Source organism: Microvirga ossetica, assembly GCF_002741015.1.
GTDB lineage: Bacteria > Pseudomonadota > Alphaproteobacteria > Rhizobiales > Beijerinckiaceae > Microvirga > Microvirga ossetica.
This window is the reverse complement of the sequence record NZ_CP016619.1, coordinates 151,462-164,858: the sequence shown is the minus strand read 5'-3', so window position 1 is coordinate 164,858 and position 13,397 is coordinate 151,462. Positions and strand designations below refer to the sequence as shown.

Here is a 13,397-nt window from a genome sequence, read left to right as displayed (position 1 = left end):
CCTGATGCCTGTAAAAGGACAACAACACACCACGATCAGCCCCAAGCGCTGCACTTCTTCATCATTCCCTGGCAGAGAGGGGTCAAGCCGAACATTCATCGAGCCACTGGCATCAAGGGCGTGCATACCGGGACAGAATTTCAGGACTGATCTGTGCCACGGGAGCCCAAGCGTCCATCACGGGCATCCAAGTCATCGCGGATGCAGGCTTTGGCGTGCCCCGGCGCGACCTCGGTGAGTTCGGGCCTGATTTTTGCACAGGCTGGCAACGCAAAGGCACACCGTGTGCGGAACACACAGCCGGATGGCGGGCTCATAGGGCTCGGGATTTCGCCCGTGAGCTCGATGTGGGAGTGCTGGGTCGGCGTGTCATGTCGCGGGATCGCCGAGAGCAGAGCACGCGTGTAGGGGTGGTGGGCGCGCTCGAACAGATCGTCGCTCGAGGCAATTTCCATCACCCGGCCGAGGTAGAGCACGGCGACACGATCACTCACATGCTGCACCACAGCAAGATCATGGGCGATGAACAGCAATGTCAATCCGAGCCGTTCCTTGAGGTCTTCGAGCAGGTTGATCACCTGCGCTTGCACGGGAACGTCGAGCGCGGAGACGGTTTCATCGACAACGATGAGATCAGGTTCGACCGAGAGCGCGCGAGCGATGCCAATACGCTGGCGCTGGCCGCCTGAGAATTCATGCGGATACCGTTCCGTGGCCGATGCGGGCAGACTGACGAGATCGAGCAATTCACGCACGCGCCGACCGCGTTCGGCAGCGTTTTTTGCAAGGCCATGAATCTGCGGCCCCTCGCTCAAGATCTGCGATACGCGAAGCCGCGGATTGAGGGAGGAGTAGGGGTCCTGGAAGATCATCTGGACACGCCGACGGGCGGAACCCTGCTGGTTGCGTAACGCCTCGGCGAGCGTTACCCCCTCGAGCCGGATCTCACCCGAGGTCAGCTGCACAAGCCCCACGACTGCCTTGCCAATGGTGCTTTTGCCGGATCCGGATTCTCCGACAAGGCCGAGAACCTCACCGCGGGCGATCGAGAACGAAACACCGTCAACCGCCTTAACAGCCGTTGCTGTTTCGCCAGAGCCGGTAGGATAATATTGCTTGAGACCCTGGACTTCGAGCAGGGGCCGGTTCATGTCGCATCCTCCTTGATGCTGGTGTCCCGCCATCGTAGGCAGCGCATCGATGCCCCCTGATCGGTAGCTTCCAGCTCGGGGAGAAGGCGCACGCGCCGGGAAGGAGGCGCAGGTCGGGCACTTGCCCGGCCAAGACCGCAAGGCGGTGCGGGCGCGCGCGTTTTGGCGCGAGGCGTGGCAGCGAGGCGAGAAGGCCTTTCGTGTAGGGATGGGTCGGTCGCGAGAGAATCGTTGCAGTTTCGCCCGTCTCGACGACCTCGGCGCCCACCCCGAGATCGTGCGTAGCTGTCGATGCTGCTCCCGCCTATGCCGGACCGACGCTGGGTTCTCGCCCGCCAGAGGGGCGTGGTTCGTGCCATGTCTCTGGGTGGTAGCAAAGAGGCACCCCTCTGGTTCAAGCTCCCAAGCGGCGTGAAATCGCCTCGGCGGTTCGCAGCAATTCGGGTACGATATGCTCAGAGAGTTCCTCAGCGTTTGCAACGAACGTAATGCTGAGTGCCGCGACCACGCGCTGCCCCGCATCATGAATGGGAGCCGCGAGTGCTCTGACACCTTGGACGAACTCACCGCGGTCCTCGGCCCAGCCCTTGCTTCGGATCTCCGCTAGCTCGTGCCGCAGTGCTGCCTTGTCAACGATTGTCGTGTCCGTATGCGGAAATAGCTTGCGCGACAGCACCAAATGGACGTCCTGCTCTCCGGCATAGGCGAGCAAGAGTTTGCTTGCAGCGCCCGCGTGAAGCGGAAAGCGTCGCCCGACCTGTGCGGCAATGCTAAAGGGGCCACTGCCGAGCGCAACACCGATGACCACGGCTTCGTCGCGGTCGCGGATCGAGACCTTCACGGTGCGACCCTCGCGAGCCGCAAGGTCTTCAATATAGGGACGGCACACGCTTGCGAGATCGGGTGGCGTTGGGACCTGTCGCGCCAGACGCACAAGAGTTGGTCCCAACGAGAACACAGCCTCACCTGGGTGGCGGGTCACGATTCCATGCTCAGCCAGCGTGTTCAGCATCCGGTAGACGGTTGTGCGCGAGAGCTTCAGGTCGCGGGCAAGCTTTACCGCGGACGCCCCGTCCAGTGCTCCCTCCAGGGCGAAGAGCACGGTCATCATCTTATCAATGACCGGAATGCGGTGAATTGCAGCGACAGCTCCGTCGTCCATGGCGAACTCCCTTGACAGATGAGGCGGTTCTCGACATTCTTAATTCATATAAGAAGCATGGTTTCAAATATGAAACAAGCGGATTTTGAGGAAACGCAAAGGAGGAGACGACCATGACGCATCTCACGAGGCGCACAGCGCTTGCGGCCACGCTGGCACTGATGACAGTTCCGGCGGCCGCCCAGCAGCAAACAATCACGTGGATCACCCATCCCGTGATCTACGACGTCACCGGCAAGGGTGAACTTCTGAAACAGTTCACGGAGCGCACCGGTATCAAGGTCGAGGTCACGACCTTCCCGACCGACGCGCTGGCGCAGCGCATACCCGCCGAGTTCATCGCAGGCAGCGATGCCTATGATGTGATGACGATGGCGAACTTCTGGTCAGATCGCCTAACGCGTTACGTCGAGCCGCTTGAGCCGTATCTCGCCAAGAAGCCCGTTCCTGGCGGTATCGACGCATTCTCGGAAGGCTTTGTGCGTCAGTTCCGCATTCCACAGACGCCAGAAGGCAAGCTCTACGCCATCCCACTGCGGATGTCAGTCGACATTCTGTTCTACCGCAAGGACCTCCTCGAGCAGGCCGGCGTTGCGGTGCCAAAGACCCTCGACGAATACTATGAGGCAGCGAAGAAGCTGACCAAGGACGCCGATGGAGACGGCAAAACCGACGTCTACGGCGCCGTCTATCAGGGTGTCCAAGCCAACCAAGGTCTCTACGACTGGTACGATTGGGCAGCTCCCCTCGGCGTAGATATCCTTTCACCCGATGGCAAGAAGCCTGCCTTCAACACGCCCTCGGCGATCAAGGCCACAGAGATGCGCCGGCGCTTTGTCGCCGAGGGGCTCGTGAGCCCAGGGGTCCTGTCTTACAGCTTCGATGACGCCATCAGCGCGATGGCACAGGGCAAGGCGGCCATGTCGATCATGTTCGACGCTTACTGGTCACAGCTTGAGAATAAGGAGAAGAGCCAGGTGGCCGGCAAAATCGGCTATGCCGCCGCGCCACGCGATCCTGCCGTGGACAACGCCTACTTCGGTCGGGGATGGGGACTGTTTCTCAATGGCAAGTCGAAGCGCAAGGACGCCGCCTGGGAGTTCATCAACTGGCTCACGGCGCCTGAGCAGCAGCTTTGGATGGCCGTGAATCACGGCAACCCGATCAGCCGACCGGCAGTGGCCGCCCATCCGGATTTCATCGCAAAAGTGCCCGTTGCTTCGGCTCTGGCCGAGGCGCTCCCAAAGGCGCGGACTATGCCCGTATCGGGGGAGTTTGTTCGCGTGCAGGATATCCTTGTGAAGCATGTCAGTGCTGCTCAAGCGGGCAGCGTCACGGCCAAGGAGGCACTCGCCGCAGCCGAGCGTGAGGTCGCCCCGATCCTGAAGTGAACCAGCGTGGCGAAGGGCCGTGTCATACCGGCCCCCGCTCGTCTGAATGCCAAGCACACCCTTGCCAGGGGCGGAACGATGCGAACACAGCCTGACGGCGTCGCGCTTGACGTGCAGCCGATACCAGCCAACCGACAGAGCGCGCGCATGGATCGCGCCGTGGCCGAGCCTTTATCGCGCGGCCCAACAGGAGCGCTCAAGAGAATGCGAGACGGCCTTGGCGATCGAGCCATTCCCTATCTGCTCATCGCTCCCGCTGTGATCGCGCTGGCCGTCACGGTTGGCTATCCTATCCTCTACAACGTCTACATCAGCCTGTTCGACTGGAACATCCTCGACTCCGACGCTCCCGAACAGCTCATCGGTCTTGGCAACTACAGCGCAATCCTTGCCGATCCAGGGTTTCTGCATTCTTTAGGTGTTACTGCAGGTTTCACGATCCTGGCGGTCGGAATCGAATTCGTCCTCGGGCTGTCGTTAGCAATGCTTGTTAACGAGCAGATCTACGGCCGTCGCCTGATCCGCACGTTCCTTGTGGCTCCTGTCATGGCAACGCCCATCGTCGTGGGACTGATCTTCAAGGTGCTCTGGCATGCCGAGTTCGGGGTGGTGAACTACTTCCTGTCGCTTGTTGGCCTGGGACCCGTCCATTGGCTCTCGGATCCGAGCACGGCCTTCATTGCGCTCCTGATCACCGAAGTCTGGCATAACACCGCCTTCGTGTTTCTTGTTCTGTTAGGGGCGCTTCAAATGATTCCCGCCGAGCCCTATGAGGCGGCGATTGTCGACGGAGCATCCCTCGTTCAGCGTTTTCGCTATGTGACGTTGCCGCTTCTCAGGCCGGCGATCCTCGTCGCCTTGCTGTTTCGGCTCGTCTTCACCATTCGGCTCTTCGACGAGGTGTGGGCCCTCACCCGAGGGGGGCCCCAGAGTGCAACAGAGACAATCTCGATTCTGATCTACAAAGCCGCGTTCGAGCAGTTCCGGATGGGCTACGCCGCAGCGCTCTCGATCTTGCTTCTTGGACTGACAGCCGTCCTGGCCCTTGTCCTCATCCGTGTTCTTTACCGGAGCGAGCCCACATGAACCGAAGAACCCTTGTGCTTCTCTCGTTCCTTGCCGTGATCGCCGCGGCGACCACGCTGTTCCCAATCGCCTGGATGATCAATCTGTCGCTCAAGACGCAGGTTCAGGCCCTGAAAGTTCCGCCGGACTTTGTCTTCACGCCAACGTTTCAGGCCTATCAGGCAGCATGGAGCAAAGCCGGGTTCGGCCCTGCGCTTCTAAACAGCCTCGCCATCAGCGCCATTGCCCTGACGGTCGGTCTCACTCTCGGCCTGCTCGCAGCCTATGCCGTGTCGCGGTTCCGCTTTATCGGCGCGCAATCATTACTCTTTGCCATGCTGGTGACGCGCATCTTCCCGCCAGTCGCCTTGATCTTGCCGTTTTACCTCAATCTCAAAGCGATTGGTGGTCATGACACCTATTGGGGCCTCGCCTTGGCCTACGTCGCGCTTAACGTGCCGCTCGCGACCTGGATGTTGAAAGGCTATTTCGACGCCATTCCGAAGGAGCTGGAGGAATGCGCCATGATTGACGGTGCGTCGCGCTTCACGGCGGTCCGCAAGATCACGCTTCCCCTCATGGCGCCTGGCATCGTTGCAACGGCGATCTTTGCCTTCATCGTCTCGTGGAACGACTTCCTGTTTGCCTTGATCCTCACGAGCCGCAATGCGCGCACGTTGCCTGTCGTTATCGCCGAATTCGTCGGCGACACGGGTGTCGATTGGCCGGAAGTGATGGCCGCATCCGTGACGGCGCTCGCGCCGATCCTCGCGGCGACCTTCATTCTCCAGAAGCACATCGCACAGGGCCTGATGGCCGGCGCGGTCAAAGGCTGATCAACCCGAACCGATTGAAAACCGATACCAAGGAGACTTTTTCAATGTCAGTACCTGCCAGCAGAAGTTCTGTCGATACCGGCGCTCTCCAGCGGGAAGCCGGAATGATGAAGCTTGAACGCCTCATCGCCGAGCGCGAGACCATCGTGATCGCTGAATTCCCGGTTCCCACGAAGGATCTTCTCCAGCGGTACGAGAAACTTTACACGGGCGCCATCAGCGACGTGTTGCGCGAGTTCTGCCTGATGGACCAAGCTCTGCCGGGCTACCTGCAACCGCTGCGGCCAGAGCGGACCGTGGCCGGCATTGCTTTCACCGTGAAGAGCGCCCCGAACACCAAGGTCACTGGAGAACTGACGTTTCGCACCCAGATGCTCGATGAGATCGGCGAGGACACATTTGTCGTCTGGGATACGTCGGGGGACATGGACTCGACGGCCTGGGGCGGTGTCATGACAGCCACGGCCGTCGGCAAGGGAATCCGGGGAGCCGCCATCGACGGCGGCATCCGTGATACCAACCAGATCCTGGAGAAGGATTTTCCGATCTTCTACAAGTACCGCAGCCCCAATGGTTCGCTCGGCCGCTGTCTCATCACGCATTATCAGCTCCCGGTCAAATTCGGCACCGTCATGGTGCGTCCGGGCGACGTCGTCATCGGCGACATTGACGGTGTCATTGTCGTCCCCCGTCGGGTCGCCATGGACGTACTTCTACGGGCCGAGGAGATCACCCGCAACGAGAAGCAGATCTTCCAATGGGTCGCCGATGGTGATTCCGTCCAGGAGATCACCAAGAAGGGCGGCTATTTCTAAATGCGAGCGCCCGCCCCTTCAATCAGCCTGTCGTGAAGAGGAAATCAAGCCATGGCACGCGTCACCATCGAACACGTCCATAAATCCTTTGGATCCGTCCCGATCATCCGGGGGGTGTCGGTCGACATCGAGGATGGGGAATTCGTCATCCTCGTCGGCCCCTCGGGCTGTGGAAAATCGACCTTGTTGCGGATGGTGGCCGGGCTGGAGAACATCACCGATGGCGAGATCCGCATCGGCCCGCGGGTGGTCAACAATGTGCCGCCCAAGGAGCGTGACATCGCCATGGTGTTTCAGAATTATGCGCTCTACCCGCATATGACGGTTGGCGACAACATGGCGTTCTCGCTCAAGCTCAAGAACGTCCCCAAGAGCGAGATCGGCACAAAGGTCAACCGGGCCGCAGAAATCCTCGGCCTGACCCCGCTCCTCGCCCGGTATCCGCGCCAGCTCTCCGGCGGCCAGCGCCAGCGTGTGGCCATGGGCCGCGCCATTGTGCGCGACCCGCAGGTCTTCCTCTTCGACGAGCCGCTCTCGAACCTCGACGCCAAGCTGCGGGTGCAGATGCGCACCGAGATCAAGGCGTTGCACCAGCGCCTGAAGACCACCACGGTCTATGTCACACACGATCAGATTGAGGCCATGACCATGGCCGACAAGATCGTGGTGATGCATGACGGCGAGGTCGAACAGGTCGGCGCACCGCTCGAGCTCTATGACCGTCCGGCGAACCTGTTTGTGGCCGGCTTCATCGGCTCGCCGGCCATGAACATCCTGGACGGTCGCCTCAGCCCCGCCGGGTTTGCCATGGGGGATCTGCGCCTTCCAGTTCAGAATGCTCCTGCGGCCTCGGACGGACGGCCCGTTTATTATGGCGTCCGCCCGGAGCATTTCAGGCTCACGGGCGAGGGCCTGCCCGTGGAGGTCATCGTCATTGAACCCACAGGGTCCGAGACGCAGGTCGTCTGCAGAGCGGGCGGACGCGACATCACCTGCGTCTTCCGCGAACGGATCAGCGCGAAGCCCGGCGACATCCTCCAGGTCCAGCCTGATCCCGCCCTCGTGCACCTCTTCGACAAAGACAGCGGCATTCGGTTGAATTAAGCGCCCGACACACACGAGCCACGATTATGAAACTCTGTATGCTGCTCCCGCCGCGTCCCGATATCCGGTGGACGCTCGCCTCCCAAATGGGCGTGAAGCAGGCGATCGCCAAGCTTGCGCCGGAAGGGACGGGCACCCTTCCGCCTTGGGATCTCGACAGCCTGATGGCGCACCAAGCCCGCTACCGGGCAGGCGGCCTCGAGATCATTGGGCTTGAGGGCGATCAATTCGATATGAGCCGCATCAAGCAGGGGCTTCCCGGCCGCGATGAGGATATCGAGCGTTACAAGCGCATGCTCGCCAACATGGGCAAGGCCGGAATACCGCTCCTGTGCCTGAATTTCATGGTCACCGGTTGGCAGCGCACCGGCACCGCCGTGCCGGCAAGGGGCGGCGCCTTCGTCAGCGGCTTCGAGGCCAGCGAGGCGGAGGCCCTGGGTCCAACGCCGGCCGGCATCATTCCGGTCGATGATGTCTGGGATAATTACGCCTACTTTATCCGTCGGGTCGCGCCTGCGGCCGAGGAGGCGGGCGTGCGGATGGGCCTCCACCCGGATGACCCGCCGGTCGGGCGAATCCGCGGCGTCGGGCGCATTCTGACCTCGGCCGACGCGATCGCGCGCGCCATTGACCTCGCCCAAAGCCCGCAGGTGGGGCTCACCTTCTGCCAAGGCAGTTTTCAGACCATGGGCGAGGACGTCATCCAGACGGTCCAGCGCTTCGCGAACAGAATTTTTTTCGTGCATGTCCGCGATGTTCGCGGAACGGCCGAGAGTTTCGTCGAGACCTTTCCGGAGGAGGGTGACAGCGACATGGCGGCGATGTTCCGCACCTACCGCGATATCGGCTTTGATGGTCCAATCCGGCCCGATCATGCGCCTGCCATGGCGGGCGATCCTGTCCACCAGGGAGAGGTCTCCGGCACCAATGTCGGATATGAGGCCACAGGCATGGTCTACACTGTCGGGTATATGAAAGGCCTGATGCAGGCCACCGGTCTGACTTGGAACGCGTGAGGGAACAATGACTGCTTTAGAGACGCTGCCGCCACGACACGATTGGAAGAGCCTTTCGATGCGAACGGCGATGGCGACCTTCTGGCCGCCGACGGACGACCGCCTCCGCTTCATGAAGCAACTCGGCATCGACGACACCATCCTGTGGGCGACGACCTTCCCGACGCCGAAGGCCGTCAGCTTCAAGGAACTCCTGAGCATCCGCACACGGTGCGAGGCACACGGACTGCGCGTGTTCGCTGTTGAGAGCGTGTCCGCGCATTTCTACGACCGGATCGTCCTCGGCAAAGAGGGCCGGGACGATCAGATCGAAGCCTACAAGCGCATGATTCAGGCTGTCGGACGCGCCGGCATTCCGCATCTTGGCTACAACTGGATGATCAACGGTGTCTGGCGCTCCACCTATGCGAACCCGATCCGCGGCGGCGCCAAGGCAACCGGCTTCGACTACAACCTCATGCGCAACGCGCCTCTGATCGCCGACCGTGAATATTCGGAAGAGGAATTCTGGGACAACTACGAATACTTCATCCGCCGCGTCATCCCGGCCGCCGAGGCCGAGGGCGTGAAGCTCTCGATTCATCCCAACGATCCGCCGGTCGAGCGACTCGGCGGATTGCCCTGTCTGATGCGCTCGCGCGCCAATCTCGAGCGCGCGCTCGCGATCCAGCCGAGCGAGGCCCATGGGCTCACGTTCTGCCTCGGCAATTGGGGCGCGATGGGGGCTGACCTCGTCGAGGCGATCCACCATTTCGGGCCGCTCGGCAAGCTTCATTATGTGCATTTCCAGGCCACGAAGGGCACCGTACCGGCCTTCACCGAAAGCTTCGTCGACGATGCGGATTACGATCCGATTGAACTCATCGCGGCCTTGGACGAGGTCGGCTTCAATGGCGTCATGATCCCGGGCCACGTGCCGCAGATCGATATGGATATCGAGTGGCGGACGGAGCTCTCGGCCAAGAAGACGCCGTATCACCACCCGATGGGCGGGTTTGCCGCCCGCGCGTTCACGATCGGCTACCTCAAGGCGACGATCGCTGCGGTTCGCAGGAGCAGGGAGGGTCGGCCGTGATCCACCTGCGTGGCATAACCTGGGCCCACACGCGCGGCTTTGCGCCCTTGGCGGCGCTCGGGCGGGTCTGGGAGGATTTTCACTCCGACCAGAAGGTGACATGGGAGACGCGTTCGCTCTGGTCCTTCGGTGAGGAGCCGCTCGAGCGCTTTCTTGATGACTACGATCTGCTCGTGTTCGACTATCCGTTCGCGGGTGAAGCCCTTGCCAGCGGATGGGTCCGTCCACTGAACGAACTCCTTCCGGCGGATGTGCTCCGGGCCAGGCACGAGGGCACCGTCGGGCCGCTCTATGAGGCCTTTACGGTCGGCGCTGCCCAGACTGCGCTGCCCATCGACGTCGCGACCCATGTCGCGGCCTCGCGGCCTGACCTGCTCGACCGCTTCGGGGTGGGACTGCCGCGGAACTGGTCTGAGACCGTCGCACTGGCCCGAGATACGGGCAGCGTCGCCATGCCGATGCGTCCAACCGGGATATGGGGCGCCTTCCTGACCCTGTGCGCCCATGCCGGGAGCGAGGCCTTCAAGTCAGACCTCGCCTTCGACCCCGACATCGCACATGCGGCCTTGAAGGACCTGCAGGCTCTCGCGCTCCATGTGCAACCGTGGTGCTACGAGACCTATCCGGTGGCCCTCCTCAATCGCCTGGCGACGACAGACGACATTGCCTTCGTTCCCCTCACGTATGGCTACTGCACGTATGGCATGAGAGGCTATGCTCCGCACCGCCTCGCGTTTCACAATCCTCGGCTTGGACCGGGCTGTCCGCGCGGTGCCATTCTGGGTGGTGCCGGTATCGGCGTCTCCGTACGGTCGAAGTACCCGCATGAGGCGGCCCAGCATGCGGCGTGGCTCACCTCACCCGATATCCAGAGCACCGTCTACGTGAGCGCCGGAGGTCAGCCGGCTCAGCGGGCTGCATGGGAAAACCCTGTCGCCGACGATCTTACAGGGGGGTTCTTCTCCAATACCCTCGCCAGTGCCGAACAGGCCTATGTCCGGCCCAATGCCGCGGGCTTCCATGATTTCCAGAACTTCGCGGCGGGCCTCCTGCACAGGATTGTCGTTGGACAAGGAGACGCACGGGCTGCGCTGCGCGATCTCAGTGAGGCATGGCGTGAAGGAATGCGGCGCGTGCCGCAATCACGAGCAGAGTCGACTGAGCCATGACGGCGAGCAGAGTGGTGGCCGAGGGCCTGGCCTTCCCTGAAGGCCCGGCGTTTGAGCCGGATGGAACCTTGTGGTGGGTAGAGATCGACGGGAGTGTGCTCGGCTGTCGCCGCAACGACGGCAGCATCGATCGCCGTGTGATCGGGGGAAAGCCGAATGGCCTGGCCTTCGACAAGGCCGGCGAGCTTTGGATTTGCGATCAGGGCGCGAACGCGGTGCGTCGGCACGATCCTCTGACGGGCGAAACCGCGACAATCGTCAGCGCCATCGACGGAAAGCCCCTGGGCAAGCCCAACGATCTCGCCTTCGACGCCATGGGCAATCTCGTCTTCACCTGCCCCAATGACGCCCGGCAGGAGCCGAACGGATACATCTGTTGTCTTGGGACGGATGGCGGTCTTCACCGGATTGCGAATGGCCTCTTCTTTCCGAACGGTCTCGCCTTCACGCCGGATGGCGCTCACCTTGTTGTCGCCGAGACCTATCGGCATCGTCTTTGGAAAGGCGTATGGGATCCTTTCAAGAGAGTTTGGGTTGATCCCCAGCCTTGGATCGAGGTCGGAGGCCCCATCGGCCCGGACGGGATGGCCTTTGCGAATGATGGGCTCCTCTATGTGGCGATCTTCGGCCAAGGCCTAGTGAGACTGTTCGATCACAATGGCGGTCCAAAGGGGACCATCGCAACACCAGGACAACGGCCAACAAACGTTGCCTTCGATCCCTCGGGACAGCAGGGGCTTGTGGTAACGGAAGCCGAGCACGGGCAGCTCTTGTCCTATCCCTCCATTCGATCCCTCCCGGTTCTTTTTCCGAGATCATCATGACATCAAATCTCTTCAATCTGTCCGGCCGGCGCGCACTTGTCACTGGCTCAAGCCGGGGCATCGGCCAAGCCATCGCACTCGGCTTGGCGGAGCATGGCGCAGCGGTTGCATTCCACTACGTGAGCCGCGAAGACGAAGCGAGCAAGGCGGCCCGGCAAGCCGAAGAGTTTGGTGTCCGCACCACTGTGGTGGGCGGCGACGTTTCCCAGGAGGGAGCTTCGCGCCGCATGGCCGAACAAGCCGCGGACCAACTTGGCGGTCCACTCGACATCGTCATCGCAAACGCTGCCGTCGAGATCCGCCAGCCGTGGGACGAGACAGCCTGGAGCAGCGGGCGACAGCAGTTCGATGCGAACATGCTGGGGACATTGGAGCTTCTTCAAGCGACGATCCCGAGCATGGTGGAGCGCAAGTGGGGGCGTGTCGTAACAATCGGCAGCGTCCAACAGGTTCGCCCGCATCCGCAGCTTGTGGTCTATGCGGCGCTCAAGTCGGCTCTTGTCAATATGGTCCGCAATCTCGCTCTCCAGCTGAGCCGGACCGGGGTCACCGTCAACAACATCGCGCCCGGAGCCATTCTGACTGATCGCAATGCCGCCGTGCTCTCTGATCCCAAATATCATGAATGGGCGGTCGAGCGCATTCCCATGGGGTTCGTCGGAGAGCCCGTCGATTGTTCGGGAGCAGTCGTTCTCCTGTGCTCGGAAGCCGGCCGCTACATGACAGGGGTGGACCTGCTCGTGGATGGCGGGATGCATCTTGGCTAGAGGTCAATAGGGTCGGTGAACCGAATCCCTTGCGCGGTGATGCGTTCGCGACCGTGCTGAAGCGCCTCCGAACCGCTAACAAGGTCGAAAGCAACACGATGTCTGAACGTCTCATCTTGATCAGCGAACACTTGCGGGTCGCCTTATCGTCGAAAGGTGCCGAGCTCCACTCCGTACTGGACAAAGACCATCGGGAATGGCTATGGCAGGGCGACCCGGGATCCTGGCCCCGACGCGCGCCCGTGCTGTTTCCGGTGGTTGGACGGTGCGGCGGGAACATCGTGCGCCACCGTGATACCTCTTATCCGATGACCATTCACGGCTTCGCACCTGATGCCGAGTTCGCCGTCGAGGCGCATGAGGAGGATCACTGTGTGCTCGTGTATACGGCAAACGATCAAACCCGCGAGTCATACCCGTTTGATTTCCGACTGCAGGTGAGCTTCGAACTGTCCGATGCAAGCCTGGTCCAAAGGGCGACGGTCACCAACCTCGGTGATGACGATATGCCTTCGTCCGTCGGCTTCCATCCTGGATTCCAATGGCCGCTACCGTCGAGCGGGACGTCGGGTCGCGAAAAGCACGTCGTCATGTTTGAACGGCACGAGGATCATCCCGTCCGCCGCATATCTGACTGCGGGCTGGAGCCGCCGGTCCATCCGACCCCCGTCTTCCACCAGGAAATCCATCTTGATGACGAGCTCTTCAGGGCCGGAGCGATTGTCTTTGATCGCCTCAGGAGCAGAAAAGCGTGGTTCGGGGTGCCTGGCTTGGAGGGAGTACGGATCGATCTGTGCGACATGCCCCACCTCGGCCTCTGGACGCTGCCCCCGGCGAACTTCCTCTGCATCGAGCCTTGGCAAGGCTATGGTGATCCTAAGGATTTTACCGGCCAGCTCTTGGATAAGCCGGGTATGGTCCGGCTTGCGCCGGGAGCGTCCTACACGCGAACGATCCGCATGGCTTTCCTGTGCGAAACACCGGATTGGCTCGGTTCCTGACGTTGGACAATGTCTAGTCTC

The 13,397-nt window shown here is 61.6% G+C and carries 14 protein-coding genes; 11 read left to right on the top strand and 3 right to left on the bottom strand.

The features are described 5' to 3' along the window. Positions 1 to 140 precede the first annotated feature (140 nt). The 3 genes from BB934_RS38665 to BB934_RS38655 form a co-directional block, all read right to left on the bottom strand. Entirely contained in the window at positions 141 to 1,151 is a 1,011-nt protein-coding gene (locus tag BB934_RS38665) for an ABC transporter ATP-binding protein (protein WP_099515006.1), read from the bottom strand. After that, on the bottom strand, positions 1,072 to 1,419 hold the full coding sequence (locus BB934_RS38660; protein ID WP_099515005.1) for an oligopeptide/dipeptide ABC transporter ATP-binding protein: 348 nt from the start codon (positions 1,417 to 1,419) through the stop codon (positions 1,072 to 1,074). The genes BB934_RS38665 and BB934_RS38660 overlap by 80 nt, the downstream gene beginning before the upstream one ends. A gap of 126 nt (positions 1,420 to 1,545) precedes the next feature. Continuing rightward, positions 1,546 to 2,313, bottom strand: coding sequence for an IclR family transcriptional regulator (locus BB934_RS38655; RefSeq protein ID WP_099515004.1), 768 nt, complete (start codon positions 2,311 to 2,313; stop codon positions 1,546 to 1,548). Between the two features lie 113 nt (positions 2,314 to 2,426). Between BB934_RS38655 and BB934_RS38650 the strand changes: the two genes are divergently transcribed. From BB934_RS38650 to BB934_RS38600, 11 genes are all read left to right on the top strand, one after another. Continuing rightward, a complete protein-coding gene (locus BB934_RS38650) occupies positions 2,427 to 3,704 on the top strand; it encodes an ABC transporter substrate-binding protein (protein ID WP_099515003.1) in 1,278 nt (425 codons plus the stop codon). 78 nt (positions 3,705 to 3,782) lie between these two features. Continuing rightward, positions 3,783 to 4,790 carry a carbohydrate ABC transporter permease gene (locus BB934_RS38645; RefSeq protein WP_099515002.1) on the top strand — a complete coding sequence of 336 codons (1,008 nt, stop codon included), beginning with the start codon at positions 3,783 to 3,785 and terminating at the stop codon, positions 4,788 to 4,790. Further along, complete coding sequence (locus tag BB934_RS38640) at positions 4,787 to 5,605, top strand: carbohydrate ABC transporter permease (protein WP_099515001.1); 819 nt, start codon at positions 4,787 to 4,789, stop codon at positions 5,603 to 5,605. Before BB934_RS38645 ends, BB934_RS38640 begins: the two co-directional genes overlap by 4 nt. A gap of 104 nt (positions 5,606 to 5,709) precedes the next feature. Beyond that, positions 5,710 to 6,420: an RraA family protein gene (locus BB934_RS38635; RefSeq protein ID WP_237050721.1), complete on the top strand. Its 711-nt coding sequence runs from the start codon at positions 5,710 to 5,712 to the stop codon at positions 6,418 to 6,420. 51 nt (positions 6,421 to 6,471) lie between these two features. Continuing rightward, positions 6,472 to 7,524: an ABC transporter ATP-binding protein gene (locus tag BB934_RS38630; RefSeq protein ID WP_099514999.1), complete on the top strand. Its 1,053-nt coding sequence runs from the start codon at positions 6,472 to 6,474 to the stop codon at positions 7,522 to 7,524. Positions 7,525 to 7,550: 26 nt separating this feature from the next. Then, positions 7,551 to 8,540, top strand: coding sequence for a mannonate dehydratase (locus BB934_RS38625; RefSeq protein ID WP_237050720.1), 990 nt, complete (start codon positions 7,551 to 7,553; stop codon positions 8,538 to 8,540). Between the two features lie 58 nt (positions 8,541 to 8,598). Beyond that, positions 8,599 to 9,615 carry a mannonate dehydratase gene (locus BB934_RS38620; protein WP_157934591.1) on the top strand — a complete coding sequence of 339 codons (1,017 nt, stop codon included), beginning with the start codon at positions 8,599 to 8,601 and terminating at the stop codon, positions 9,613 to 9,615. Further along, positions 9,612 to 10,784: an extracellular solute-binding protein gene (locus BB934_RS38615; protein WP_157934590.1), complete on the top strand. Its 1,173-nt coding sequence runs from the start codon at positions 9,612 to 9,614 to the stop codon at positions 10,782 to 10,784. Before BB934_RS38620 ends, BB934_RS38615 begins: the two co-directional genes overlap by 4 nt. After that, positions 10,781 to 11,608 (top strand): SMP-30/gluconolactonase/LRE family protein, encoded by an 828-nt coding sequence (locus tag BB934_RS38610; protein WP_099514996.1) that lies wholly within the window; start codon positions 10,781 to 10,783, stop codon positions 11,606 to 11,608. The genes BB934_RS38615 and BB934_RS38610 overlap by 4 nt, the downstream gene beginning before the upstream one ends. Next, the gene (locus BB934_RS38605; protein WP_099514995.1) at positions 11,605 to 12,375 is read left to right on the top strand and encodes an SDR family NAD(P)-dependent oxidoreductase; all 771 of its coding nucleotides are present in this window, start codon (positions 11,605 to 11,607) and stop codon (positions 12,373 to 12,375) included. Before BB934_RS38610 ends, BB934_RS38605 begins: the two co-directional genes overlap by 4 nt. 29 nt (positions 12,376 to 12,404) lie before the next feature. Further along, complete coding sequence (locus tag BB934_RS38600; protein ID WP_099514994.1) at positions 12,405 to 13,376, top strand: aldose 1-epimerase family protein; 972 nt, start codon at positions 12,405 to 12,407, stop codon at positions 13,374 to 13,376. Positions 13,377 to 13,397: the final 21 nt, after the last annotated feature.